This is a genomic window from Vibrio neptunius (genome assembly GCA_019339365.1).
Lineage (GTDB): Bacteria > Pseudomonadota > Gammaproteobacteria > Enterobacterales > Vibrionaceae > Vibrio > Vibrio neptunius.
The window spans coordinates 245037-271860 of the sequence record CP079860.1 but is presented as its reverse complement, the minus strand read 5'-3'; the positions used below and the strand labels follow the sequence as shown (position 1 = coordinate 271860).

Here is a 26824-nt window from a genome sequence, read left to right as displayed (position 1 = left end):
GATGAGCAGAGCCAATACCCAAGAAACCCTGGTTAGGTTTCGGTATGCACAAAAGTTGATGGATGGGCGAGATGAATTTGTCAATCAGAAAGTTATACCGCCTACTGATCAACCACCAGAGCCATTTATGCAGGTGACTGACGATATTATATCCATTCGCGATGCAAGGCATACTATTCGCTCCGTTTATCTTGTTCCTGTTGTGGTGGTAGTGTGGTTTCTCTTTATTTTTATACTCAGTGATTTGGGCTTAAATTCAGCTTCTATATCTCATGGGAAAGAGCTATTGAGTCGCTATCAAGAAAAAGAACAAAAAGGAGGCTATTTTAATGAATTTCAATCGTGGGAGTATTCATATTATCAAATGATTTTTGCTGATAATGGTGATTATTCACTAATCAATTATATTCTAGCTGTACATAAACTGGGTCATGAAGGTGCACGTAGGGGCTTAGGAAAAGAGTTAAAAGCTACAGGTGTGTCGGCTTTGATCGTTCTTCTTGTGAGTGTGTTTTTCATAACAACATTAAGGCCTACTGATATTTTCTTTGATCGAAAACGCGGGATTGTATATACGTGGTTCTATGGCCGTGTGGCCGCTTGTCGATTTGAACATTTGGGGTTCTTAGAGAAAAGTACGGGTATTGTTCTCTACTTATACGCTGAAAATAGAAAGGGTAAAGATGGCTACGATATGGTGCCGATCAGAATTCAACCGACGGGTAAAATAATTCTTAATACTGCTCGAGACAATAATGACTTCTTCCAACAAATCTTCAACTTTATGGAAAATGGCAAAAGTGCCGTCATTACCGGTGAGAAGTTTTACCGCCCTCAACCTAAAACATATTTTATGATTGATAAAAGACCAGAGCCTTTCGAAGCACGATTGGAAAAGCTTTTGCAACAAGAACACGTTCTTCCTAAATTGTATCGGTATTTACAAGAGTAGTAGGGCCCACGGGCCATGCGATATAGCGGTGATAGCAAAATGGAGCGTTGATGTATTTAAGCCATTGGCTCCGATGTTTTTGGCTAGTAAAAAGCAAAAACTAAGCAAAGCCAATGACGTCTTAATTGCTAACCTTGGATCTAATCAACTAATCGGCAAGCAAACAGTCTGCAAACTGTTCCATGTCACCATCGACTTGCTTTAGTTTACCTTCGGCGAGACAGGCTAAATAGAAAGTATCATATCGTTTAAGCTGTTCTAGCGTATTACCGACACGATACTGAAAAACCTGATGCGTCTGCTTTAGTGCTTTGGCTTTGCAGTCTCTCTCGAAAGGAACAAGTGTTTGATGGCAAGCTTGCGCCGATTCTATATTCAGGCATTGATAGAAACGTTCGTCATGACACAACATATTGGTTCCATCGATGACGCTATCGAATAGTTTAAATGGTTCATCACGCTGAGCGGCGTCGACGAACACTGACTCATCGTCGGTTTGTACAACAAAATTATGCTCTGCCAATACCCGCTGTTGGTAAATGATCTCAAAGGTCCATACGCCTGCAACCAATTCCTCTGGACTGGAAAATTGCCATAACGCCTGATTACGATCATGCTCGAACATGGTATCCGGCCAACTGCTCACAGTGAACGTTTTCTGATTGCCTGTTGACTTAATCGGCGGATGAGTGACTCGGACCGTAATAGGAAAGGTTTCTGACCTACCATGATTGCTATTGGTGGTAACTTTATATTGAAATCCGATAAAGTCACCCAATTCAGGGGCAATGATTTGGCTATATAGCGGCCTAAAGCCATCTTTGATGGATGGCTTCTTGCCACCTTTCAGCACCGTTACCGTCGGAATGACGGCTCCTAATGCATCGCCCTCAAAGTGAGCTTTAGCCACGGGTGTACCCTCAATCGATAGGTATTTGATCTCTTGGTCGTCGTCTCGTGTAAAGCTTACCAAAGGGTTGTTGAATGCCAGCAAGCGTGTCAGTTGTTTGTTGTACTGAACATCTAACTGACTAATATTATTGTTGTTTAATTCTGCATCATGAAGTAGAGGAAGTGCTGATAAATTGATAGCCGAGAGTTGGTTGAAGCTGGCAATCACTCTATTGACCCTGCCAACGCCTGAAAGGTTGATGTCTTGCAACTGGTTGTTGCGTACATTGAGCATAACCAACTGAGGATGTGTCTTGAGTATTATCTGTTTGAGCTGGTTGTTCGGCAATTCCAAATGCCTGAGGCGAGTTAAATGAGAGACGTCCAACTCCTTTAAATTCGCCCCAGTGACAATCAATTCTTCAAGCTTATGGCTTTGGCGTAGGTCAAGCTCGGTTAGCTGACTTTGGCTGACACCAAGACGCTTCAGCTCAGTAAGATGTCCTAGCTCCAGTTCTTCAAGCTGAGTTTGATAGGCATATAAGCCCGTTAGTTTGCGGTTATTGCTCAGGTCGAGCTCGGTCACCGCGTTTCTGGAGATATTAATAAACTCAAGTTGAGGGTTGGAACTGACATCGATGGTCGTTAAGCCATTCCCTGATACCGTTAAACGCTTAAGTTGTGGAAGTGAAGACAGATCAATACGCTCAATATTGTTTTCAACAAACTCAACATCTTGAGCCTGGGTAAAATAACCCAGTTCACTGACGTCTTGGATATCACTGTAATTACAGATGATATGGGTGACCTGAGCGATTTCTTCAACATCAAGCTTTTTAATACAGCGCTCGAAAGCACTGTCTTTAAACTTGATCTCATTGATCAGTACGGGCTTAGGTGTGCTGCTGCAGCCTGATAAGCTCAATAACAGGCTAAGCAGCGAAATAAGGGGCTTCATTGGTTTCCTAAAAATAATTATTTAACAATGGGTTATTGATGAATTCTATAGTATGCAGATGTCATATGCGACCATAAGCATCACAAAATGCGTTAAGGAGAGCGAATACACTGTTGACGAAAGCCCACATCGCCAGAGCGTTCTTATAGAGTTAGGTTTTGCCTATTGCGTATCATCTACGTTGGATGTTTTAGGGGCGGCAAAGGATCACTCTATATGGTTTGGTCCAAATTATATGGTCTTTGCACTCGCTAGCGCGCAAAGAAGGAGAATGATGACCTGATGTCATGCCTCACTGAGTGGCATTTGTTATGGAAAGCGGTGAAGTCTGTCAAAACTCACGGTTAGAAGGGGCACAGCCCAGATATTGAAGAAGCACGTAGATACTTTCCTGAGAAAGCGCGACTCTACGAAACAGATCAGCGAAGGTGTCATCACCACCAAAACAGGTTTGAATGTAATGGTTGATCTCATGTTCTGCATAGCCTTCTACATACATGGTACGAACCCATTGGTACTCGACTGCTTTTGGGTTAGACAGTGTTGTTTCGCTAAGTGTTGTGTGGGTGAGGTTCACACCATCTCCTTCCTTCTACCTAATCGATTGCGGATTTAATCAAATAAAGATGAAGGAAAAATGACAGGTTAGCCGTGTTGGCATAAATTTGACGAATAAAGGCCAAAAAGAGGCATTTAGCCTCTTTTTTACACAGAATGATTATTTCAAATACTTTACATGCGCTTCCATTTCTTCACCTATTTGTTTGCGCATGTTCATCAATCGAATCGCAGAATCCCGCAGATTAATGTCGTCCTCGGTTTCAGGAACCCATTCTGGGACAGGTGAAGGTTGTCCTTCTCCATCCACCGCCACCATGATGACAATACAATGCGTCGTTAGGCGATTTTTCAGCTCTTTTGGATCACTCGCTTGGACATCAATGGCAATGTGCATTGATGTTTTTCCGGTGTAAATGACCTTGGCGCTGACCTCAACCAAGTTCCCGACATGTATCGGCGCAACAAAGCGGATACCCCCGCATAAGCGGTGATACAGTACTTGCCACTCCAAGCAGCAGCATTCGCATAAGCGGCCAAGTCAATCCATTTCATGACGGCGCCACCGTGGACTTTACCACCGAAATTGACATCCCCAGGTTCAGCTAGAAAGCGTAGTGTTATATCGCGTTGACCATTGCTCATCTGTCAATCCTTCGTTTTTATGTGTTTGTTAAAACTATTAACAAACACTTCAATAAACTGCAATCAATAATTCCAGCTTAGTCGAAAAAACGTAGGAGCCCCAGAAATAAAGGGGTGTTTACCTATCCTGATACGTCAGAAGAGGGGAGCTGGTGATCAAATTCGAGAAGCCATAACAGAGTCCATGATTTGCATGCTCTCATCGAAGTAAGGGTTGTATGTTAGACGCGCATGAACCTTGCCTGATTCATTGTAGCCCCAAGCCGAGTACCAAACGGGTTCTCCTTGTGCACACTTTTCTGCCTGGGCTTGTTCCTGACCATTGGAACAGATGACGTTCGTGCCGTTCACGCCATAGTTAGGGTTCTCCGGAGAGAACAGGAGTCCCATGTGAGAGCCATTGGAAATTCGTTGCTCTGGTAGCTTCATGCTAAAACGTGTCGAACGCGGTTCCGGAAGATCTTGCTCGCCTTGCCAAACCAAACGATTGTTAGGGTTGTGCATTCGGTGGGAGAAGATGTCAATCGAATACTGAGTGTTGATCACACGATCGCCTTCACTCATGAGCATAAAAACGGGTTTGCTGTAGTGGGTGGTAGCGAGCTGCTCTCTCACGACGGCAGACGTTTGATAGTAGACGGCCGCTGCATTCATTGGCAAGGAGTTATAACGTAATGGATTATCTTCAGGATCTTGGTCTGCCCAGGTAACGAAGTAGCTTGCTAACTCAGCAAACTTAACGGTAGACGAACCGGGTTCAAAAGCGGGAGAAAAAAGCAGAATACCGTTGATGTCTTGGTCGTTCAAAGCTTCAGAGGTTACAAGGTTTGCCCCTGTTGAGTAACCCCCCACCCAGATGGAATCGGTCTGTTTTTTTAGGAGATCAATATGATGCTTTACAACGCCTTGCCAATCGGCAAGCCTAGGTAACTGAAGGTCACCAACTTTGCTTGCATGTCCGGGAAGCAAAATGGTTCTGACTAGATAACCCTGTTGCGCGAGGTGAGTCGCGATGTCAGTGAAAGAATAAGGTGAATCCCCTAAGCCATGAACCAAGAGTACACCTTGGCCGTTCGGCGAGGCTGGGTGATATTCGTGTGGTAGGACTTGTGCCAATTCCTCTTGATGATCCGCTGTCATAAACAAGCGGTTGTCCATCAGCCATGCTTTTGTGTCCGCTACATAGCTTTCAAAGCTTGTCTGTTGGTAGCTGGGTAGTGTGTCCGCCTTTTCATACGCTGGGTCTTTGGACGGCGTACTGCAGCCAACCAGTCCTGCTGTGACTGCGGCTGCAACATAAAAGACCAAGGCAATTTTTTTACGCATCATGTATTCAAGTTTGTCTGTTTTACTTTGATACGTCTTCATACTCTCCCTCCAGCACTGAACCTTTTGATTGTTGCTGAGCCGTGTTGGCGTTTTTCTTAATCGCCCTCTCAATCTTCTTTCCAGTAATCAGTGCTGCGATAGTCAGGGGTATCGCGAGAATCAGGCCAATGATAATGGTAAAGAAGCCAATAAACAGCGCAAGTACGCTCGACATCACTCTATTCATAATGGATACCTCTCTTTTAATACAAATACTAAACAATCGGAAATGAATGAAAGATGAATGAAACACTCTTAAACAAAAAAAGCCGTTTTCAGATGAAAACGGCAAGTACGGGGGTATATCGTTATAGTTGTGTTGTGGAGGTTTGCCCCTGATTGAACTCAGGGGCGATATTCGGTTATTTGGATGGGTAAGTTTTGTAACGAACACCCATCATTTGTTCCATACAGTGGATAACTTGGCAGCTGTAGCCGAATTCGTTGTCATACCAAATGTACAAAACACAGCGGTTGTCTTGAGCGATAGTCGCAGCACCATCAACCACACCAGCAAAACGTGAGCCGACTAAGTCGGTAGAAACGACTTCTGTTGACTCTGTGTAATCAATTTGTGCAGACAGCTCAGACGCCAGCGCCATTTCACGCAGGTAAGCGTTCAGTTCTTCTTTGTCTGTGCCTTTGTCTAGGTTTAGGTTAGCGATCGCCATGGACACGTTTGGTGTTGGGACACGAATCGCATTACCCGTCAACTTACCAGCCAGTTCAGGGAGCGCTTTTGCTACTGCTTTTGCAGCACCTGTTTCGGTGAGTACCATATTCAGAGAGGCACTACGTCCGCGGCGTTCACCTGAGTGGAAGTTATCGATTAGGTTCTGGTCATTGGTGAATGAGTGAACCGTTTCGATATGACCAGAGACAACGCCATACTTATCGTTCATTGCTTTCAGAATGGGCGTAATGGCATTAGTGGTGCAACTTGCCGCAGATATGATGGTATCTTCGGCGTCGATCACCTTGTCGTTAACACCGAATACAACGTTCTTGATGTCACCTTTGCCCGGAGCAGTAAGAAGGACTTTCTCTGCACCGTTACACTCAAGGTGTTGGCTTAGCCCTTCTGCGTCACGCCAAACGCCTGTGTTGTCGACAACCAGCGCGTTGTGTATGCCATAGCTTGAGTAGTCGACGTCTTCCGGTTTGTTGGCGTAAATAAATTGAATGTAGTTGCCGTTAGCAATGATCGCTTTGCGTTCTTCGTCGACGACGATGCTGCCATTGAACTGGCCATGCACTGAGTCACGGCGAAGTAGGCTTGCACGTTTTTCTAGGTCACCTTTTTTACCGCCGCGTACTACGACAGCGCGGAGGCGCAATGGGTAGCCTGGGCCACTTTTTTTCGACTAATAGGCGAGTAAGCAAACGGCCAATACGACCAAAACCATAAAGTACGACATCGCGAGGCTCAGTGACGGTTTCACCGTTCATTGCGCCCATCAGAGAAGAATGCAGGAAGTCTTTCACACCGTGTTCGTCATCGCGACCTTTCCAGAATTGGTGCGCTAATTGGCCCACATCAACACGACATGGCGATAGCTCCATTTCTGATAGTGCTTTGATCAGCGGTAATGTTTGCTCCGCTGAAAGTGGCGTTCCTGTATAGCGACGAGCAAGACGATGCGTTTTGATAATGTCTATGGTCGCTGCATTCACCAGAGTTTTACCAAACAGTAGAACTTCGACGCCTTTTTCGCGATAAAGTTGACCAAGTAGGGGAGAGATAGTTTCCGCAATCGTTTGGCTAGTTTGCCAGTCAAGGAGGTGTTTCTCTGGACTCATTGTTTGTTTGGACCTTTCACGTTTTGGGGACTGACTCTACTTCACTGTGTAGGGGAGTGAGTAGAGATAAAAAAGTGTTTTATTTTTGTAATTTTTATGCGGCAGGATTGTAATGCCTAACATCTTATTCTGCTAGAAAAATTAATTACAGAGTAAATCGCTAACATCGTGGTCCAGAATACGTAAATTACGCTTAAATTAACCTATTGACATTTTTTAAATCTATTACTTAATTTTCGTAGAAAAATACTTGAAGCTCAAAAATAATGAAAATTTTTAAAATTGAACATTAAATAATTTGAATTAGAACATGTTAACAACTGAAAAAGTAAACAAAAGTCTGGTGAAATGAATTTAACTAGTTAAGCAAACGTTTCACTTGTTTTGTGAGGCAGTGTGCATTGACTGTTGATCACGTTTTTTGACCTGCTTCCCTTTGCTCCTCAATAGATTTATTAATTTAATGCGTGAAATAATACTCGCCGGGCACTTTTCAGGCTGATCGGCTTTGACGCGTGAAGTAACCCCTTTGTACTGGGTTGACAATTTGTCTTAAAAATACCGCTCGATATACCACGGCATGCTAGAGATGGAAAACAAAGAACTGTGTAGGACAGCGAACATTTGCGCAAAAAGATCCTGTGCCGATCGAAAAATTCTCTCGATTTTGGTCTGGATAATAAGAACCAAATTTAATATCAACTAGTATTAACAGTCTAGTGGTTCAAAAAATGATTCGAAGGAACGAGTCTCCATGCTCCTCACTAACATATCAATCAAAAGCCGGTTGTTGATTTTATGTCTGATACCGACATTGGTGATCCTGATATTCACCGTGAATACGGTGACTCGTATTCAGGAGAGACTTTACAGCTACGCTGTCATTAGTGAGAAAAATCAGACAGTCAGACATTTATCTGATTTTTCCAGATATGTGTATGAAGCGTTGGCCTATCGAATTAAAGGTGAGAGTGCGGTGGTCGCGCTTGACATGGCGCAGCAATCTCTGAATTCAGCCGCAGAGGCGGCGCATACATCAGAACACGTACATTATGGTGTCAATGCCTCCAATAGAACGTTGAGTTACATTGAAAAGCTCAACGCATTGCTGCCACAACTGAAAACAGTGAGTTCCCGTGAAAGCTTAGCGTTAGGACGGCTTATCTATGCGGCTTTGTATCAGTTATATAACGAGGTTCAATCGATAGAAAACCACAACCTTGAGCGCAAAGTACATCAGTTGGATCTTGTCTTGAGTGACCTGAACTGGCTGTATTTTTGGATGGAGCAGGAAGCTTGGCTCGCTCAGGAAATAAGAAGTGTTCGTCTCTCATATGCGGGCTATGCGGCGGACTATTTTAAGATCAGCGAGCGTCAGCAATTTCACCTAGATAAGCTTATTGATTTGGGCGATGATTCCGATCAAATCCATAGGTTACTCGATGTTTTTACCAGTCGCGATTTTCAGCGTGGTAGTCATTACAAGCAGCATATGTTGCTTACTCCTGGGAGTAAGGACAGGTTGGAGGATTTCGCGTTAGCGATTGAGCAGCGTAACGCGTTAGTGGAAAAACAACTTGCTGTGTTTTCCGCTGAGCTTCATGAAGAACTCCAAATGAACATTAAAAGAGGCGAAAATGCGCTCTTGTCTTTAGCCATCGGTGGCTTCTCGGTGTTAGCCGTGATGTTTTTCTGGGGGACGAGTACCCTTTACAGAATCAATGCCAAGCTGGAACGGATCCTTGCTGTTATGGGGAGTATGCGCAACCATGGCCGTGCAGAATTTGTCCCAGAGGATGGTAACGATGAGTTTGCTAAGTTTGCTCGCAGCGTCAACTATATGATTCAAGCTCAGCAGGACTATGAGCAGGAGTTGGTTGTAGCCAAGGAGAGTGCCGAGGCGGCCAACCAAGCCAAAAGCGTATTTTTGGCCAACATGTCGCATGAAATTAGAACCCCTTTAAACGGTATCATAGGCATGACGGAGATTTTGTCTGACAGTCATTTAACGCCTTCACAGAAAGAGATTCTGAGCGATATTGATGTGTCTTCACATGCTCTGCTTATCCTTATTAACGATATTCTCGACTTATCGAAGATTGAGTCCGGCAACCTGACCTTATCGCCTAGCCATGCCGATGTTCGCGAATCTGTTTTTGAAGCGATGAATATGGTGAGTACCAAGGCGCTCAAACAACAGGTAGAGCTTAGCGTGATACTTTCTCCCAATATACCGGACAGTCTCTACATTGATGAATTTCGATATAAACAAGTTTTGCTGAACTTATTGAGTAATGCGGTAAAGTTTACTCAAGATGGCGCGGTATCAGTCACCATGACTATGGTGACTGAAGATGGAAAAGCGTATTTGGATTGCGGTATTGCGGATACGGGGGTGGGGTTCAATGAAGATAAGCTAGAAGAGATTTTCCAGCCGTTTACCCAAGAAGATAGCAGTATTACTCGGCGCTATGGTGGCACAGGTTTAGGTTTGGCTATCTGTCGTCAAATTGCAGAGCTGATGGGGGGACGCATCACTGCTAGCACCGCGCTCGGCGTCGGAAGCCGTTTTCATTTTTCTATTCCAGCCCATTCAGCCGTAGAGTCAAGTCGAGATAAAGTGAAAGGCAAAGCGTTGTGTATTACAAATGGCAGCCAATACACCTCTTTAATCGAGAGTGAATCTAAACGTTTCGGTTTGAGCGTCACCACTTTAAACACCACCAATGATGCGCTTGTGTTGGATGAGCCGTTTGATCTTATCTTCTATTGTTATCATGCCCATCATAGCTCTCGACGTGATCTCGCATCGCTCAGAGCGCGGTTTAATTTCTCAGAAATTATTGGTTTTCAGCATCACTTGTTCATGTTGCCTGATTCCGAACCTCTTGTGTCATCTAATCTAACACTTCCTTTTTTGGGTAGCCGTTTTGAGACTGCGATTGACAAAGCACTCAACGGTATTCATGTGAATACCACTCAGATTGAACGGAGGAAAAGTAGAGCGTATCACTCCAGTGAAAGCCGATGTATTTTGATCGTCGAAGATAATCTGATGAACCAAAAAATCGCGAGCTTCTTTCTCAGCCGCGTTGGGGTGGATTACCAAATAGCCAGTAATGGTGCTGAAGCAGTAAGTTTGTTTGAGTCAGGACAACAGTACACAGCGATTCTGATGGATTGTATGATGCCCGTCATGGACGGACTGACCGCAACGCGTCGCATTCGGGCGTTGGAAACGGAACAGGAAATAAGCAGAACACCAATTATTGCTTTGACGGCCAGTGTTCTGCCGGAAGAGATAGACAGCTGTTTTGAGGCTGGAATGGATGCCTATCTGCCTAAGCCATACAAGTCACAACAGCTTTTTGATACTTTTGAGCGACTGCAGGTTGGCCTATAGGTCTTCAAGCGGTAGCCAGTTTACCTTTACGCCAGCTTGAAGGAACATATCTTGGCTGATTTTTATCTTATCACCCCAGCGTGATAGAAAATCTTCACTTTGTTCGGGACAGTGAACGGCTGAGATGCCTGTCTGGATAATTTTTGCTGCGCAGTTTGGGCAAGGGAAGTGCGTTACCCATATTTCACAACCATCCAAATCGCGTTTGGCGAACAAAATAGCATTTTCTTCTGCGTGCAGTGTTTTGAGATATTTCATTTCCCTTTCATCGGTCATTGCACTATCGGAAATGCCGTGTGGATAGCCATTGAAGCCAACAGACACGATGCGATTTTGTTTAGTGATGACAGCACCCACTTGAGTAGAAGGGTCTTTACTCCATGAGCCGACAAGAACAGCCATTTGGTAAAAGCGTTGTGCCCATTTAGAAATCATTCAATCATTCCTCTAGGAAAGAAAACCCGGCATAGGGGACTTATAAAAGTAGTGTGATACAGATCAGCTAATAATATCCTAATTTCCGCGGAGATAGTCCAGTTAAATTCAGGCTTTAGCTATGTTTGATTCAAGCCACTTCTATTTTATTTCGATAAGTCTCACATAGCTTCGTGGCCATCTGGTTTTAGGATGGTCGCAAATGACTATTCTGCTTGTGCGATATCTCTTACAAATGCGTAAGTTTAATGACTGATAATGACATGGAGATTGTTGTTTTTATTTTCTATGTGATTGTATTGTAAATGGTTTTCATTTTTTTTCGCTACGATGGTATGCACTAAGAGAAAAATCCGCCATTGTTAAAATTTGCCACTGGCATAATCTTAAGTTGTCAGCAGGGAGCAGACACGGAACAGGAAAGACCCAAGGATAGGTCATCTTCAGGACGAAGATTCGATTGTTTAGGAAGAACAGTCGGCAAGGAAAGCAAAGGACATTAGCTGGACGCTAGTAACTAGGATGGTTACACCAAGGAAAGTTAATGGACGCTTAACGGACTAAGGCATTTTCTATCAGGATGATAGGTTCAGGGACACCGCTTAAGGAAAAAGCGATGGGAGTTAGCGAGGATAGCTAACGGGCTGGATTGCCGAGGACACCGCTAGGAAGGCGATGATACGGACAGTGCTGAAGGAATCAGCGTACTATCAAGGAATAGATGCAGGGAGCACCTATTAGTAGCCGGATTGCTGCGAGTAAGAATAAGCCCCACTAGGCGAAAGCTTAGTGGGGTTTTCTTTTTTATCACGACAAATAGCGCTAACAGGATTGAGCGATGATATTGCTGCCATCGATAGACAAGGGAAGCTTGCGCCCCCCTATTCAGCAGGCTGGTATTAACGTTGGAAAGTAATCGTTTCTTCGCTCTCCAAGCAAATAGAAGTCGTCGCGGGTTGAGTTTGTGCGATCACCTTACCATGGCGGATCGAGTAACGAACGGGCACTTGGCGTCTGACAGCATCAAAGCCATTGTCGGCAGGTAGGATCAGCAAACTACCCGGTTTACCTTCTTCTAACCCGTATTTATGCTGGATGTTCAAAGTACGTGCCGAGTTGGTGCTGATGAGTTCCAATGAGTTGTTGATTTGGTCATAACCCATCACCTGACAAACATGTAAACCCATATGGAGCACTTGCAGCATGTTTGCCGTCCCTAGTGGGTACCAAGGGTCGAAGACATCATCATGGCCGAAACACACATTGATATTGGCGTTGAGCATCTCTTTGACTCTAGTGACGCCACGGCGTTTCGGATAATCATCGAAGCGACCCTGTAAATGAATGTTGACCAGAGGGTTGGCGACAAAGTTAATCCCCGACATTCTCAACAAACGGAAAAGTCGCGAAGCATAGGCACCGTTGTAAGAACCCATCGCTGTGGTGTGACTGGCTGTAACCTTATCTCCCATCTCATACTTCAGAGCGAGGGCAGCCAAGGTTTCGACAAAACGAGATTGTTCGTCGTCAATTTCATCACAATGTACGTCAATTAAGCGGTCATACTGTCTGGCCAACTCAAAGACATAGTGCAGAGACTCAATGCCATACTCGCGGGTAAACTCAAAATGCGGAATGGCACCGATCACGTCGGCGCCGATCTGCACGGCTTGTTCAAGTAACGCCTTACCGTTCGGGTAGGAGAGGATCCCTTCCTGGGGAAAAGCCACAATTTGAATATCTACCCACTCTTTCATCTCTTCACGCAGTTCGACCATGGCTTTAAGTGCGACAAGGGTCGGGTCCGATACGTCGACATGAGTGCGTACGTGCTGAACACCATTGGCTATTTGCCATTTAAGAGTCTGCTTTGCGCGAGTTTTAACATCTTCCACTGACAGCATTTCTTTACGCTCAGCCCAGCGTTCAATCCCCTCGAAAAGCGTGCCAGAAATATTCCATTTTGGTTCACCTGCTGTTTGCGTGGTGTCTAAGTGAATATGAGGCTCACAAAATGGAGCGACGGCGAGGCCACCTTCTGCGTCTAACACCTGACCACAGTGGTCAATAGCCATGTCGTTATCGATGATCCGTTGAAATTGACCATGTTCAATCAGGATCTGCTTTACCCCTGCTTGGTGTTGTAGTTTGACATTTTTGATCAATAACTGAGTCATTGTGCGTCCTTACGCGATTTCGCGCTGAGTATTGTCTTGTTGAGAAGAGGGTTGAGTACGACGTAGCACAACGCGCTCCTACACTACAGACATCATAGTACTTGAGCGTGCCATGATGCTAGAGGAGCTTAATTGTGCAGCGCAAATGGCATTCTAGTTGGAGGTCCAGATATTGAGCCCAAAAGCGATGATAGCGGGAACATACAGTTTCTGACATTAACTCAAGAGCAAACAAATCAGAGACTCATGAAGCTAATGCCGACAGCTGTGATTAAATCGTGATGTCAGTGATTGGGAAGCTTTTAACGGATTTTTTTACTTTGGAATGATATTTTGCTGAAACTCGTGTTTTTACATTTAAAGCCATTGATTTTTGGCGATAACAAGGAAGTGAAAAAATTCAGCCAGCCTCTGTTGATTTAAGTGAAAATAAGAAATTCATTGAAGTGACACATCAATGTAGCCATCAAGAAAGAAGCTATTTGAGTGAGAGCAGGTAGAAAAAAAGCCAATCTCAATAAGTAAGATTGGCTTAAATAAGTGTGAACAAATTAGGTTCACTAACAACGTCAGTTGGCTAGGTGACCCTCGGCTTAAGAAGGGTCAATATTATATAAGCAGTATATGTGCCAACTTTTATAGCGCGTAATTGCTCAAAATTTGATCGCTAAATGGGGTTTTTCAAGCAACCGATTGCAATATGGAATTGCATTTTGCAAATTACCTCAATTTTGCTAATGATATTTAAGACAATTTGAGTCTTGTGTTATCGTTATTTTTACTTAGCAGTGTTTGGAAAATGCTAGCTAGGCCATATTGGGGCTAAGTTTGAAACCATGGCCGTGTTTCATTTTTAACAAAGCAAGTGCGCTATTAAGTCATGCTAACTAAAGAGTAAGCAAGAGTAATGACTGCACTTCATAGAATAAAACTGGCTGAAATGACCAAACAAGGCGCTATGTGTACTTAAGTGCCCAAAAAGACAACTAACGCGGAGGGTTCTATTTTGGGTAGATAGAATGGAAGCCCAGTTGATTCGGGCTTCCATAGGTTGGGGGGTTAAATAGAGTAGAAGTAATAGAGCTGAGATTTCATTCGAATGATGATACCTCGGATCACGTCAAGAAACGCCATGAAGCTAATCGGCTTCTCCCCGCTGACCCAAGCAAGCCCAACAGAGCCGACAGGGATGTCATACTGGTCTGCTTCTTCAATCTTCAAACGCACAAAGTGATGTTTGTTTTGTAAGTTTTTGCCTGTGGTTGCGCGCACTGAATCATCAAAACCAAGTAGGTTACTTTGGGCTTCACCAGTCGCTTCGACGATGCCTTCTACTTTGGCCGAGAAAATCTTGCCCGGATAAACAGAGGTAGAAAACTCGGCACTTTGGCCCGGTTTAATGTTGCGGATCGCCTGATGGTTAACACGCATCAAGACATACTTTTCATCAGTGTACATTTGCAGTCTTGGCAGCATTGAAACGCGTTGCCCTTCTCGCAATATAAAATTGGTCACAAAGCCATCAGCTGGAGCGTAAACCTTGGTACTGTCTAAATCCCATTTTGCTTTAGCGAGTTGTTCTTGCACTGTCTTCCAATCTGAATGCTTTGACTTGACAGCGAGTTCTGATTTTGCGATCGCCAACTTAGCTTTCTGAGTATCGACTTGCTTGGTTTTGAGTGTCGACTCTAAGGTTGTGACATTGTGCTGTGCTTTGGTGACGGCGGTTTCCTGTTTATCGATATCGCTTGCGGTGATGGTGTTATTCACAACACGATTTTGTTCTGTATAACGGGCCAACATTTTGTTTTGTAGACGGTAATCAGCCTTAGCCGCGGCAAGTTGGCTTTGTGTAGTTTTCAAATCCTGAACCATGGAAGCGTAGGTCGCTTGTGAGATTGAGATGTCCTCAAATGCGACTTCAAGTTCAACCATCGCTGATTCTTCCGCCACTTTCGCTTGGTTATAAGCGATCTGATATTGTGTTGGGTCTATTTCGTAGATCAACTGTCCTTTTTTCACTTTTTGGTTGGGTTCGATGTGAATCTTGTCAACTTTGCCTGTGACGTTAGGCGAATCAGGGCGCAATTGAATATGAGGGGATTGCACGACTGAACCCCCTGATAAATCCATTGGAGTATAGTTAATTAGCCCGACCCAAACGAACATCAGCCAAGCGACCCCACCGAAATAAGCGAACGATTTGGTCACCACATTCCAAGGCATACCAACAAGACGTAACAGGTAGATGAAAAGTGCCCAAACGGCCAAACCTTCTAACATTACAACTCCTCCTGTTGATCTTTCTCGTTTGGCGCGTGACGCCAAGTGTCGCGAAGATTAACGATGGCTTTTTCCATATCGACGAAGGCAAGTATCACTGCCACAACCCAAACCCAGTGCCAAATAAAACCAATCCATGTGAGTGCGGTGATCAAGCCGATTTGATGATGGTCTTTGCTGTGGGCTTTGTTGATGGGTAGTTCGTGAAACTTCCAGAATCCAAACAGTGCTGCACCGACAGTCGCGATTAAGACCACTGTCGCGACAACATGTAACGCGGTGTCTGCACCTGTTCCAACGAACGGGACACTCAATAAACTCATTCAACGCTCCTTTATTTATAAGGTGTTGTATTGTGTGTCAGGTTTGAAAACTTGGATTAAATGTGACAGATTGATTCAAAATACATTCAAAATTGACGTAATTTGCCTATGAATAAAGTGAGGTTTATGCGTGTGCTGGGAATTCGGCACATTCACCAAGAAGCGAGGCGGCGATACCAAATCGGCAATGAAGCGTTGGCGATACCAGAGTCGGCGTTTCGCAATCCGATGACATTGATACCTATGGTCGAAATCAATCGTTGGTTCGAGTCGTTAGAGAAGGCGACGGGTAATCCCGATGTCATTCTTGATATCAATCGTGATGTGGATGTGGGGCAGGTGGGGATGATTTCGCATTGGCTTCTTTCTGGCAGCGATCTGGCCTCGACTATTCGACGGGTGAATTATGGTTTTAGCAGTTTGCAAAGTGGTGCTTTTCTCTCAGCTTCTCTGAATGGCTCCCTGATCAAGTGGGCCTACAGAAATCCCATGGTGGCCTCTGAATGTAAAGTTCACGATAGTGTTCGTATGGCGATGGCATTGATGAAGATCTTGCGTGCTTATCTGGGGCAAGACTTTTCTCCCCTCAGAGTACAGTTATCAGGTTCCCGCCAGAATGCCGCCAAATATCAAGCCTATTTTGGCTGTGAGGTAGCATGGAACCATCCGGCTACAGAAATATGGTTTCATGCGGACCTGCGTCTCGCGACTAAGCAGCAGGCTAGGGTACAAAAAGGGCGTTTGGCGATGAATTTTGCAGACTTAGATGAACTGCTTAATATGCCCGACCCAGAAGATGAAGTGAAAGTCATCTATGAGATACTCAATTACAGTCGTCATTATGGCTTGCCAACGGTCAATAATGTGTCGAACTTACTCGGGCTTTCCGTTCAGCAGTTTCAACGTCGGTTGCGTCATTTAGGTATGAACTTCACCACGGTGAGTGGTTATGTGTTGAGTAACATTGCCGTTGAAATGATGCGTCATGGTATCGAAGTGGCGGACATTGCGCCTCGCCTTGGCTATCAGAATATTGCAAGCTTTAACCGTATGTTTAAAAAGCATCGAGGTTTGACTCCCAATCAGTATGTTCAGCGGTACTACGCCTGATCCTTGCAGCGGATATCTAGTCAATCCACAGTGCGATGGTTCTCGCGCTTGCTCCATAGTTGGAATCGTGATTGTATGGAAGAAATATCATCAATTGAGGGAAGAATATGTGTCGCTGGTTAGCTTATCAGGGAGAGTCAATTTATCTGGATAAACTGGTCTATGAGCCCGAGCATTCGTTGGTGCACCAAAGTCTTGATGCAAGAAAAGCGGTGACGCGTGTTAATGCCGATGGTTTTGGACTCGGTTGGTACACAGAGCGAGATACTCCGGGGCAATTCCACGAAGTTCTGCCGGCATGGGGGGACGAGAACCTACGTTCTCTGACACATCACATACGTTCTCACCGTTTTATGGCGCATGTTCGCTCATCGACGGGGACACAGGTATCTCGCTCGAATTGCCACCCGTTTATCATCGATAATTGGATGTTCTTACATAATGGCCAAATTGGTGAGTTTGAGAAAGTAAAGTATGAGTTGCAAAAGCAGTTACCGGAATCGTTGTTTCTCAAGCGCATGGGCACCACAGACAGTGAACTCATTTTCTTGTTGATGCTCGACAATGGTTTGCGAGAACAACCAGTTGAAGCGATACGCAAAACCATTCTTGATATTAGCCAGTTGCTTCAATCCAAAGGGATTGAAGAACCCTTAAAAGCGTCGATTTGTATTTCTGATGGCGAGCAGTTTTGGGTGGTGCGTTATAGCTCAGATGATGACGCGCCAACGGTTTTTATTCGACAAGATGGCGCAAACATCGCTCTGGCTTCAGAGCCATTAGAGAAAAACGCTGAGTGGAAAAAAGTATCACCACAAAGTATTTTGTCAGTCAAGGGTGACAACGTCACTCGATACGCTCTTTAGCCTGACGTTGCTCTAGAGTTTGTCGCTTTCCCCATGGTAGAGAGAGGAGGGCAAAAACAGCGACAGCATAGAGCATCGACCAACCTAAACAGATGAATACACCAGTACATATGAGCAGTGAGAGGCCTGCTAACCATTGACTGATACCCGTCAGAAGTTTGCAGGCTGAAAGCATCGCTAAAAGGTAAACCAGTACGAAGATGCCATTGGCCAGTTTTAGGAAGAACTCCAGATCCAACCCTGAAATTTCTCCCACTAGACAGGAAAGGATGAGTACCACGCCGACCGCGAGTGTTGCATTCGCTGGCACACCACGAACTGAAACTCTGGCTAGGGCACTTTGAGGCTTGTATTCGCGTGCTTGTGACCAGACCATTCTTGATAGGCTCTGTGTGTACAAATTCACGCTGGCAAAACAGGCAGCAAAACCAAGGACACTGATCAGCAGTTTCAATTGTTCACCAAACAGCATTTCTGATAGCCAAGGTATGGAGGCACTATCGAATTCGCTGCTACCGTAAGCACCAAATTTAAGAATGACCACCGAGCAGGCCCAATAGGCTGCGCCTGCCACAAAACAGCCGATGATGATCGCGATAGGGAAGTCCCGCTGCGGGTTCTTAAACTCTTCGCCCATATGAGCGAATGCTTCAATGCCAACAAAGCACCAAAACATCACGGCTAGTGCAGCCCCAATACTCCAGGTTGATTCAGAGGTGAGCGCTGGCATCGTCAGATCTTGCGAACCCACATCACCTTTCCACCAGAAAGCCGCAACCAGAGTGAAAATACTGAGAGCGATGAGGCTCTGAAGGCGCCCCGATGACTTAGTACCAGCCAAATTAACCGCGATCAGAAGTAACACCGTGAGTAGTTGAGCGAATATAGAAGAGTTCAGCGCTTCAGGCAGTAATTGCTGTAAAAAGCCCGCGGCTAGTGCCACCGCAGCCGGAACGCCAACTGGAATAACACTGACAAACAACCAAGCAACGCTTTTTTCTAGACGCCTATCAAACGCCTGACGAACGAAGTGGGCCGTGCCGCCAGCATTGGGGTAGCGCTTTCCGAGTTGAGCAAAGGTCAGTGCAATGGGACAGATGGCTACAAACAGAATCAGCCACGCCCAAAGTGAGAGTGAGCCGGCAATTCCGGCGGCAATAGCGGGTACCATAAAAAGCCCAGTGCCCAGTAAGGTCGTTGACAGTTGTCCTATGCCCGAGAGTAATGTGATTTCTTGTTTTAGCTGACTCATGGTTTGCCTTTGCTGAAATTTTTTGTGACAGCTTAATCAAACTTATAGAAAAATACAGCAAGCAATGTGTCGTAGTTATATGTCAATTTGGCGGAAGTAAGGGGGGCGAATAGGCAATTTGTACACTTTCGCCGAGCGGAATTTTGTGTCACATTACCTGAAATCAACAGGATAAGTTGAGATATGACAGGAAGTAATATGAATAAGTTCGACGATCAAATTCTCCGTATTTTAAAGCATGACGCCAGAGCCTCGGTCACGGATATTGCTCGGCAGGTCAACTTGTCACGTTCAGCCGTGACGGCCAGAATTCAGAAACTGGAACAGGAAAACGTTATTCTTGGCTATCATGCCAACATTGCACAAGATGAAACGGATCTGATACAGGCTTATATGGCGTTAAAGTTCGACATGTCTGAGTCTTCTCATTATTGTGAATATTATGCTGAGACTATTTGCAACATCGAGGGTGTGAAAGGGTGTCATGCTATCACCGGAGAAACCGACATGATGTTGTTTGTCGAAGTTCCGACCATGACAAGGCTCAATGAGATTCGTGATCAGCTACAAGCAATCCCTGAACTGCGTCATCTAATGACTCACACTGTACTTACGGAGTTCCTCAATACACGCCATGTCTCTTAACCATATCAATCTCAACTTGTTACGTTCGCTACAGGTATTGCTTGAAGAGTGCCATGTCAGTAGAGCTGCAAATAGACTCAACATTACCCAATCAGCTGTCAGCCGCCAGCTTGCTCAGTTAAGAGACTTGTGTGGAGACCCATTATTGGTCCGCGAAGGCAACGCGTTGGTACCGACACCAAGAGCGTTGGTCATGCAGGGGAAACTTAACCTCTTATTGGGTGAATTTGAGCAACTGCTGCATGACAAACCTTTCGATCCACGAACATGGAAGCAAGAGTTTGTGCTCTCTTCCAGTGACTATGTCGCTCAATACATAGTGCCAGATGTGGTCGCGGTGATGGTCGAACAGTCGCCCAACGTCAACCTCGCTTATCGTCTTTGGCAGCCCGAATATCTGCTGAATTTTGGTGAAACCGGTATTCACTTGGCATCGACCATGCAGCCGGAGAAACCCGCTAATGTGACCAGTGTGAAAATTGGTGAAGACAAGTCAGTCTGTCTGATGCGCAAATCTCATCCATTGTCGGCCCTGCAATCTCTGACAGAAGAACAGCTGGTGGGTTACCCGCATTTAAAGGTCACTGGGGGGAGATAAAGACTCAAGCACAGATAATGTTCTCAAATCGCTTGGCTATGAAAGACGAATTGCTTTAAAAGTTCCGTTCTTTTCCGCAGCGGCCAACGCGTTGGTTTCCAGTGATTATCTGATGGTGGTGCCGGAGCATATTGCGTTGAACTTGTCGGCTAACTACCCTCTTGAATACCGCCCTTTACCGTTTGATACTGACGCTCATCAGTATTGGCTGATGTGGCACCCCAAATACGATCAGGATAAAGCGCATCAATGGATGCGTGAGAGGGTACTTCATGCTATGCGAACATCAAGTTACTCTGTGGGTATGATTTGATTTCATAGCCGATATAATAAACTTTGATTTCAAATCATTTATTGGCTGCGATAGTTTAACGATATGGAATCAGCCTCAGGAAACAACAATGACACTCACAATCTGGCTATCACTTTTTACCATTTGTATTTTAGGAGCCATGTCTCCTGGCCCGAGCCTCGCTATGGTTGCCAAACATAGTTTGGCGGGAGGACGAACCAATGGTTTAGCAGCGGCTTGGGCTCATGCTCTGGGGATTGGCATTTACGCCTTTATTACTCTGATCGGCCTAGCGGTTGTGCTACAACAGTCTCCATTGCTTTTCAAAGCGATCAGTTACTCTGGTGCCGCGTATCTGGCGTACCTTGGTTACAATGCACTTCGATCAAAAGGAGGTGTGGCCGCGAAGCTGGAATCGGGAGAGCACACATCGGCTTGGCAGTCGGCTAAGGAAGGGTTTCTTATCTCCATGCTTAGCCCTAAGATTGCGCTGTTCTTTATCGCGCTTTTTAGCCAGTTTGTTGCCGTTGGGGACAGTTTAACCGCCAAAGCCTTGATTGTTCTGACCCCGCTCGTCGTCGATGGCTTGTGGTATACCCTGATAACGTTCTTGTTATCGAGTCCCCGTTTATTGGACAAAATTCGCTCTAAAGCACAACTGATTGACCGTTTATCTGGCGCCGTGCTGATCTTTTTAGCAGTGCGAGTGGTAATGACGGTGTAAGATAGCGAACACGAACAAGAGTACTCTCAAAGGAGCCATTGGCTCCTTTTGTCATGATTGGAGACGAAATAATGATTAGACTTGCTGTGATTGGGACCAACTGGATCACTGATCAGTTCATTGAAGCGGCGTTGAAGACAGAACAATATCTTTTAGCTGGTGTGTATTCTCGCTCTATCGAGAAAGCGAAAGCGTTTGCTGAGAAATACGCATCTCCCGCTCTGTTTGATGATTTTGCAGAGCTAGCGGCGTCGACGTCGATCGATGTTGTTTATATCGCTAGCCCCAACTCGCTGCATGCGCCACAAGCATTGAAATTACTCGAGGCAGGTAAGCATGTTATCTGCGAGAAGCCATTGGCTGCGAATGATACGCTAGCTCAACAGATGTATCAGACTGCGTTGGCGAATGATGTGGTTCTTTTTGAGGCTTTCATGTCGCCACATACACCGAATTTTAAGCGACTGAAAGAGCAAAGTCAGAACATTGGTCAGATCCGAAAAGCCTTGATTACCTACTGCCAATATTCTTCACGTTATCCTAAGTATCTGGCTGGTGAAAACCCAAACACCTTTAACCCTGCCTTCGCCAATGGTTCGATTATGGACATTGGTTACTACTGTGTGGGTTCAGCGGTAGAGTTGTTTGGCGAACCTCTCAGTGTCAAAGCACAGGCTCAGATGCTCGACAGTGGTGTAGATGGTAGCGGGAGCGTCATCCTAGGCTATGACGGTTTTGAAGTGGTGCTTCAGCACTCCAAGACCAGTGACTCTTATTTACCGAGTGAAATTCAGGGTGAAGAAGGAGCGCTGCTGATGGAGATGATTTCAACGGGCAAAAAGCTGACAAAAATCACCCGAGGTGGTGTTGGCGTGGATTTGAGCGTAAAGCAAGACCCAAATCCGATGTATTACGAAGCTCTGGCGTTTGCTAAGCAATTTGAAACGAAAAAAATTGATCAAGCGTGTATGCAGCGCTCGCTGATTGTGGCTAAATTGTTGACAGAAATTCGCAAGCAAACGGGTGTCACATTCCCGACAGACGTATAAGAGAGAAAGATATGCAAGCCGAAGTAAAATGGATCGAAGATTTTAAATTTCTTGGTCACTCTCAATCTGGACATTCCGTAGTGATGGATGGCAATGGCGGTGCCACAGCACCCAGCCCAATGGAAATGGTCTTGATGGCCGCTGGCGGATGTAGCTCAGTTGACGTTGTGGACGGGCTTAAAGAAGCGGCACAAAAGGTCACTAGTTGCACTGCAAAACTCACGACAGAGCGACGTGAAACTGCGCCTCGTATCTTCACCAAACTCAATATTCACTTTGAGGTGTCGGGAGACAATCTGGATACAGACATTGTCGCAAAAGTAACAGCAGACTCTTTGCAAAAGTACTGTTCAGTGTGTCTGATGCTAGGTGCTGGCGTCGAAATGACCCACAGTTGGGAAATCGTTTAGTCTGTTCAATTATGTGGAAAGCCGAGTTTACAACTCGGCTTTTTTGTAAATTAGGGAAAAGATCACCTGCGAGCTTTTCTCTTTTTCCTGCCTTCCATTCGCGTTATTTTATTTATTCTATTCAATCAGTTAATTGGAAAACGTGATGACAGAGTTTGAAAAAATGGTGTCGGGTCAGTTGTTTAACGGCTCTGACGGTAGCGTCAATAAAGTTCGTGAGCAAGCCACTGGTTTATTGCAAGAGTTAAATCACAACACCAGTGATGCGCAGCGTGTCGATCTTTTCCGCCGGCTGCTAAAACGCTTTGGCGAAGCGAGCATGATTCGTTCTCCTTTTCTTTGTGAGTTTGGCCAAACCATATCCATCGGGGACAACACCTTTATCAATATGAACGTCACCATGTTAGATGGCGCTGATATAACTATTGGTAATCATGTGCTGATTGGTCCCAATACGCAATTTTATACGGCAGGCCACCCTTTGGATTATCGTAGCCGACGAGGCTGGGAAACCACTTGCTTGCCAATCATCGTTGAAGATGATGTTTGGATTGGCGGCAATGTGGTGATCAATCAAGGTGTGACGATTGGTGCACGCAGCGTCATTGCCGCCAACTCTGTGGTCACGCGTGATGTTCCACCAGACAGCCTGTATGGTGGAACGCCAGCAAAATTAATAAGACATTTGACAGAGAATGACAGTTAACGCTAGGTTAAGCTCCTTTGTGGTCAAATTGAGAGAGTTGTGTGAGCCAACATAAATTTACCTTGTGCGGTGTGTTAGCCATCCTACTATGGAGCAGTGTGATGGGGCTGGCTCGGACGGTCACCGAATTTTTGGGGCCGATTGGCGGTGCGGCGTCCATTTATACCGTTGCTTCTCTGTTTTTGGTGATGGTCATGGGGCTACCTAGAATCAGAAGCTATTCACTGACCTACGTCATGCTGGGTGGTGGGCTGTTTGTTGCTTACGAAATATGCTTGGCGCTCGCACTTGCTATGGCGAACTCTCGACAACAAGCTGTGGAAATGTTGGTCATTAACTACTTATGGCCTGCTTTGACAGTGTTATTGGCAGTGACGTTTAGTCCGAAGAAAACCAATATCTTGGTTTATCCGGCGATTGCTCTGGCGTTTTTTGGTGTGGCTTGGAGTATCACTGGAGAACAGGGGCTGTCTTTCAACCAAATTGCCGCTAATGTGGCGACCAACCCGCTCACTTACGCGATGGCATTTGTCGGCGCGTTTCTGTGGGCGATCTACTGCAATCTCACTAAGCGAATTTCTAAAGGGCAAAATCCGATCACCTTGTTCTTTATTATGACCGCCGTAACCTTATGGATAAAGTACGCCATTAGTAATGAAACGGGAATGAGTATCGATCTTGAATCTGGTGGTTTGTTGCTCATCACGGGGATTGCGATGGGCAGTGGCTACGCGCTTTGGAACTACGCAATTATTGGCGGTAATATGGTGTTGCTGGCAACCTTGTCTTACTTTACACCTGTACTGTCTACCGTTATTTCTTCCGTGATTCTTGGCCTAGTGCTCACCGAGACGTTTTTGCAGGGGGTGGCGCTGGTGACGATAGGGTCATTGTTGTGCTGGTGGGTGACGAGAGAGAAAAAAGTGACATCGGTTGAACCACAATCGTGTCAGGACTGAGGTTTACCAGCGGATCTCTATGGGTGTTCCTGTTTTCACTAGAGTGAGCAGTTCATCCATTTCTTGGTTAGTAATGGCGATGCAGCCGTTAGTCCAGTCAAAACTCTGTACAAATGTTGCGGGGCGCTGTTCCCCGTTTCTTAATCCATGAATCTTTATGTTTCCTCCAGGGTCGATATTGAGCTGCTCTGCATAGGCAATATCCCGTGGGTTGGGGTAGCTGATATGAATTGAGCGATAGAACTCCGAATCATCAAGCACGAAGTCGAGATAGTAGCGTCCTTCCGGTGTCCGATGATCCCCTTCCTGAGTTTTATGTCCCTTTGGATGCTTGCCAAGGGCAATACGAAATTCTCTAACTACCCGATCATTGTCGATCAGGTACATGCGGCGTTTGGATTTATCGACTTTGACCAAATCAACTTCTGCGATGGCTGCAAAGGTAAAAAACAACGTGCCCAACATCCCGATTGTTTTAGAGGCAGTCCTGTTCATTATTGAATTGTCCGCTTAAAACAGAAAGGCAGCTAAGACGCTGCCTTTCGTGGCTAGATGATTTGATTAGGGAGAGATTGAAAATATATCTTGCTCCGCAAACCCCAGATTTTTAAACGCTTCTATCGCTTCATGACGACTGGTCGCATCGACTTCAAAGGAAGTCATTTGAGATCCATCAAAATAGAGGATCACATAATGAGTACTGGGATCTGGCTTTTCAATTGCCGACATCATTCCTCCAGTTATTCATTAGCGTAATGAATATAAACCTGAACTATGCCTCTATCTTGACTGTACTAAAGCTTCGCTAATCTTTCCTTTGGCTTCTCTGCTGCGCGAGGCATTTTGTCCACCTTGTTTATTAGTTTAAGCAGTTTTGCAGCATTCCAGCCAGTTTCTTGCTGAGAAAAATGACACTTTTGCATTTCATCCAGTTCATTCTGGATCTCGTTAACAAGAGAAGGATCGTTAATTTGTGCTTCTGCCAGCCATTTTGAGGCGCAGTGCTGTGCTTTAAAATGGTCTCCTGCTTTCAACGCCGCTATCAAAGCGTCACTTGATTTGAGGGGGACGTTGATTTGCCTGTTATCGGACTCGATTGTTTGTGGACGTTTTGTTAGCCACAGCACAGTGCTGATTGCCCAAAGGAGAGCAAACAACCCGGTTAGATAGGGCCAGATGCCTGGATCACTGACGGTGACCGTTTTAACGTCGGCTGGCGCTGTGTATGGAGAGGCCGGTACGGGAATGTTCAAGCTCTCACCGGGGCTGACATCCAGTGACAAACCACCCAGACGCGCGGTTTTTTGTTGTTTGTTCTGGCTATCCCACCAGTTGAGATTAACTTCCGGTAGGTCAACCTTGCCCGTTTGTTGAGGAATGAGCACTTGTTTTAGTGTCATACGAGTGAAGCCATTATCCAGTTGCGCGAACTGGGGCTTTTCCTCATAAACGCGAATACCTTGTGGGTAGGTGATTTTCAGATTAGGGAATCGGTCAGACGACAGCCCTTTGATATCAAGCGTCAATTCACGAGTGATCGAGTCTCCAACTTTGGCTTGAGGCGTCGAAGAGGAGGCGATGTTTTCTCCATCGGCCGACGTCCATGTTTGGGCTAAATTAAGCTCAGAGGTTGGCAACCATACCCCCGTGTAGCCTGCTGGCTTGTCTTCGACTTTGATATCAAATGTTTTCACAGGGGTATCCACAGAAATGAGCTTGGTCGTTCCTGTGCGGTCATTTCCATATACAACGGAACCTTTGAAGGCCGCGCTGGTGAGCGTGTATTCCCCCGGCTGGTCTGCCGTGATGAGGTAGTTCTGATCAAGTACCGTGACTTCTACGCCACCCAGCACACTCTGGTACTGATTCGGTTCGCCAATTTGAGTTAAGGTCAGACCGTCGACTCGTGGAGGCACCACATTTGGGTTTTGCAGTCGTCTAGGATCGGCCTTGATAATGAGGCGAGTTTGTAATGAAGCACTCTCATTGGGGTAGAGCGTTGTTTTATCCAGTGAGCTGCGCAGTTCAACGAGATCGGAAACCTTAGGCTCATCTCTGTCCATCGTGACTTGAATCGCGATTGGCTTTGAGCTCGCACCATTGACGGTAAAAGCGGGAATCTTTGCTACGCCGAGTGTCTGAGCGGCTAGTGTTAAGTTCCACTCACTGCGTGTACTGCGATTGCCATTGACGATATTGATCGAAGAGCTAAAGCTAGGTCGACCCACATAGAAGTCTTGGTCCAATCCGCTGAAATCAATGTCGTCGGAAGACACTTTTTCGTCGACCACAACGCGAAGTTGAAAGACCTCGTTCTTGACGACTTTATTCTTGCTGACAGACGCCCAGACGTTAGCCGCCATCGCGGGTTGGCTGAGAAAAGATAACGCCAGCGCCAATAAGCTAATCAGTTTCATTAT

At 45.5% G+C, this 26824-nt stretch carries 21 protein-coding genes and 3 pseudogenes; 11 read left to right on the top strand and 13 right to left on the bottom strand.

Annotated features, from left to right (window positions below):
• The first annotated feature begins 1 nt into the window (after nt 1).
• A complete protein-coding gene (locus KW548_17940) occupies nt 2-952 on the top strand; it encodes a hypothetical protein (GenBank protein ID QXX08984.1) in 951 nt (316 codons plus the stop codon).
• A 148-nt stretch (nt 953-1100) separates the two neighbouring features.
• Here the strand turns inward: KW548_17940 and KW548_17935 are convergent, their stop codons facing one another.
• From KW548_17935 to KW548_17910, 6 genes and pseudogenes are all read right to left on the bottom strand, one after another.
• On the bottom strand, nt 1101-2801 hold the full coding sequence (locus KW548_17935; protein QXX08983.1) for a DUF3859 domain-containing protein: 1701 nt from the start codon (nt 2799-2801) through the stop codon (nt 1101-1103).
• Between the two features lie 331 nt (nt 2802-3132).
• Nucleotides 3133-3378, bottom strand: coding sequence for a hypothetical protein (locus KW548_17930; protein ID QXX08982.1), 246 nt, complete (start codon nt 3376-3378; stop codon nt 3133-3135).
• Nucleotides 3379-3519: 141 nt separating this feature from the next.
• Nucleotides 3520-4004, bottom strand: a pseudogene (locus KW548_17925) (acyl-CoA thioesterase).
• Nucleotides 4005-4160: 156 nt separating this feature from the next.
• Nucleotides 4161-5372: an alpha/beta fold hydrolase gene (locus KW548_17920; protein ID QXX08981.1), complete on the bottom strand. Its 1212-nt coding sequence runs from the start codon at nt 5370-5372 to the stop codon at nt 4161-4163.
• Nucleotides 5353-5559: a hypothetical protein gene (locus KW548_17915; GenBank protein QXX08980.1), complete on the bottom strand. Its 207-nt coding sequence runs from the start codon at nt 5557-5559 to the stop codon at nt 5353-5355. The genes KW548_17920 and KW548_17915 overlap by 20 nt, the downstream gene beginning before the upstream one ends.
• A 175-nt stretch (nt 5560-5734) precedes the next feature.
• Nucleotides 5735-7172, bottom strand: a pseudogene (locus KW548_17910) (glyceraldehyde-3-phosphate dehydrogenase).
• Nucleotides 7173-7926: 754 nt separating this feature from the next.
• On the opposite strand from KW548_17910, the gene KW548_17905 reads away from it, so the two are divergent.
• Entirely contained in the window at nt 7927-10575 is a 2649-nt protein-coding gene (locus tag KW548_17905) for a response regulator (GenBank protein ID QXX08979.1), read from the top strand.
• On the opposite strand, the gene KW548_17900 is transcribed toward KW548_17905, so the two are convergent.
• The 4 genes from KW548_17900 to KW548_17885 all read right to left on the bottom strand — a co-directional run bounded on the left by KW548_17900 (nt 10570) and on the right by KW548_17885 (nt 15793).
• The gene (locus KW548_17900; protein QXX08978.1) at nt 10570-11010 is read right to left on the bottom strand and encodes a cytidine/deoxycytidylate deaminase family protein; all 441 of its coding nucleotides are present in this window, start codon (nt 11008-11010) and stop codon (nt 10570-10572) included. The genes KW548_17905 and KW548_17900 overlap by 6 nt on opposite strands.
• Before the next feature lie 899 nt (nt 11011-11909).
• The gene (locus KW548_17895; GenBank protein ID QXX08977.1) at nt 11910-13187 is read right to left on the bottom strand and encodes a cytosine deaminase; all 1278 of its coding nucleotides are present in this window, start codon (nt 13185-13187) and stop codon (nt 11910-11912) included.
• Nucleotides 13188-14246: 1059 nt separating this feature from the next.
• Nucleotides 14247-15470: an efflux RND transporter periplasmic adaptor subunit gene (locus KW548_17890; GenBank protein ID QXX08976.1), complete on the bottom strand. Its 1224-nt coding sequence runs from the start codon at nt 15468-15470 to the stop codon at nt 14247-14249.
• The gene (locus KW548_17885; GenBank protein ID QXX08975.1) at nt 15470-15793 is read right to left on the bottom strand and encodes an MFS transporter; all 324 of its coding nucleotides are present in this window, start codon (nt 15791-15793) and stop codon (nt 15470-15472) included. The genes KW548_17890 and KW548_17885 overlap by 1 nt, the downstream gene beginning before the upstream one ends.
• Nucleotides 15794-15919: 126 nt before the next feature.
• Here KW548_17885 and KW548_17880 point away from each other — a divergent pair, with 126 nt between their 5' ends.
• On the top strand, nt 15920-16903 hold the full coding sequence (locus KW548_17880; GenBank protein ID QXX08974.1) for an AraC family transcriptional regulator: 984 nt from the start codon (nt 15920-15922) through the stop codon (nt 16901-16903).
• 107 nt (nt 16904-17010) lie between these two features.
• Nucleotides 17011-17769 carry a class II glutamine amidotransferase gene (locus KW548_17875; protein ID QXX08973.1) on the top strand — a complete coding sequence of 253 codons (759 nt, stop codon included), beginning with the start codon at nt 17011-17013 and terminating at the stop codon, nt 17767-17769.
• On the opposite strand, the gene yjeH is transcribed toward KW548_17875, so the two are convergent.
• Complete coding sequence (gene yjeH, locus KW548_17870; protein ID QXX08972.1) at nt 17750-19021, bottom strand: L-methionine/branched-chain amino acid transporter; 1272 nt, start codon at nt 19019-19021, stop codon at nt 17750-17752. The genes KW548_17875 and yjeH overlap by 20 nt on opposite strands.
• Before the next feature lie 198 nt (nt 19022-19219).
• Between yjeH and KW548_17865 the strand changes: the two genes are divergently transcribed.
• The 7 genes and pseudogenes from KW548_17865 (at nt 19220) to yddG (ending at nt 24404) form a co-directional block, all read left to right on the top strand.
• Nucleotides 19220-19666, top strand: a complete 447-nt coding sequence (locus tag KW548_17865) for an Lrp/AsnC family transcriptional regulator (protein ID QXX08971.1) — start codon at nt 19220-19222, stop codon at nt 19664-19666.
• A pseudogene (locus KW548_17860) lies at nt 19656-20577 on the top strand (LysR family transcriptional regulator). The gene KW548_17865 and the pseudogene KW548_17860 overlap by 11 nt, the downstream one beginning before the upstream one ends.
• 88 nt (nt 20578-20665) lie before the next feature.
• Nucleotides 20666-21280, top strand: coding sequence for a LysE family translocator (locus tag KW548_17855; protein ID QXX08970.1), 615 nt, complete (start codon nt 20666-20668; stop codon nt 21278-21280).
• A gap of 71 nt (nt 21281-21351) precedes the next feature.
• Entirely contained in the window at nt 21352-22329 is a 978-nt protein-coding gene (locus KW548_17850; protein ID QXX08969.1) for a Gfo/Idh/MocA family oxidoreductase, read from the top strand.
• An 11-nt stretch (nt 22330-22340) separates the two neighbouring features.
• Nucleotides 22341-22739: an OsmC family protein gene (locus KW548_17845; protein ID QXX08968.1), complete on the top strand. Its 399-nt coding sequence runs from the start codon at nt 22341-22343 to the stop codon at nt 22737-22739.
• 145 nt (nt 22740-22884) lie between these two features.
• On the top strand, nt 22885-23445 hold the full coding sequence (locus KW548_17840; protein QXX08967.1) for a sugar O-acetyltransferase: 561 nt from the start codon (nt 22885-22887) through the stop codon (nt 23443-23445).
• 41 nt (nt 23446-23486) lie between these two features.
• Nucleotides 23487-24404, top strand: a complete 918-nt coding sequence (gene yddG / locus KW548_17835) for an aromatic amino acid DMT transporter YddG (protein QXX08966.1) — start codon at nt 23487-23489, stop codon at nt 24402-24404.
• A 3-nt stretch (nt 24405-24407) separates the two neighbouring features.
• Here the strand turns inward: yddG and KW548_17830 are convergent, their stop codons facing one another.
• Nucleotides 24408-24869: a L,D-transpeptidase family protein gene (locus tag KW548_17830; protein ID QXX09454.1), complete on the bottom strand. Its 462-nt coding sequence runs from the start codon at nt 24867-24869 to the stop codon at nt 24408-24410.
• 329 nt (nt 24870-25198) lie between these two features.
• A complete protein-coding gene (locus KW548_17825) occupies nt 25199-26821 on the bottom strand; it encodes a BatD family protein (protein ID QXX09453.1) in 1623 nt (540 codons plus the stop codon).
• Nucleotides 26822-26824: the final 3 nt, after the last annotated feature.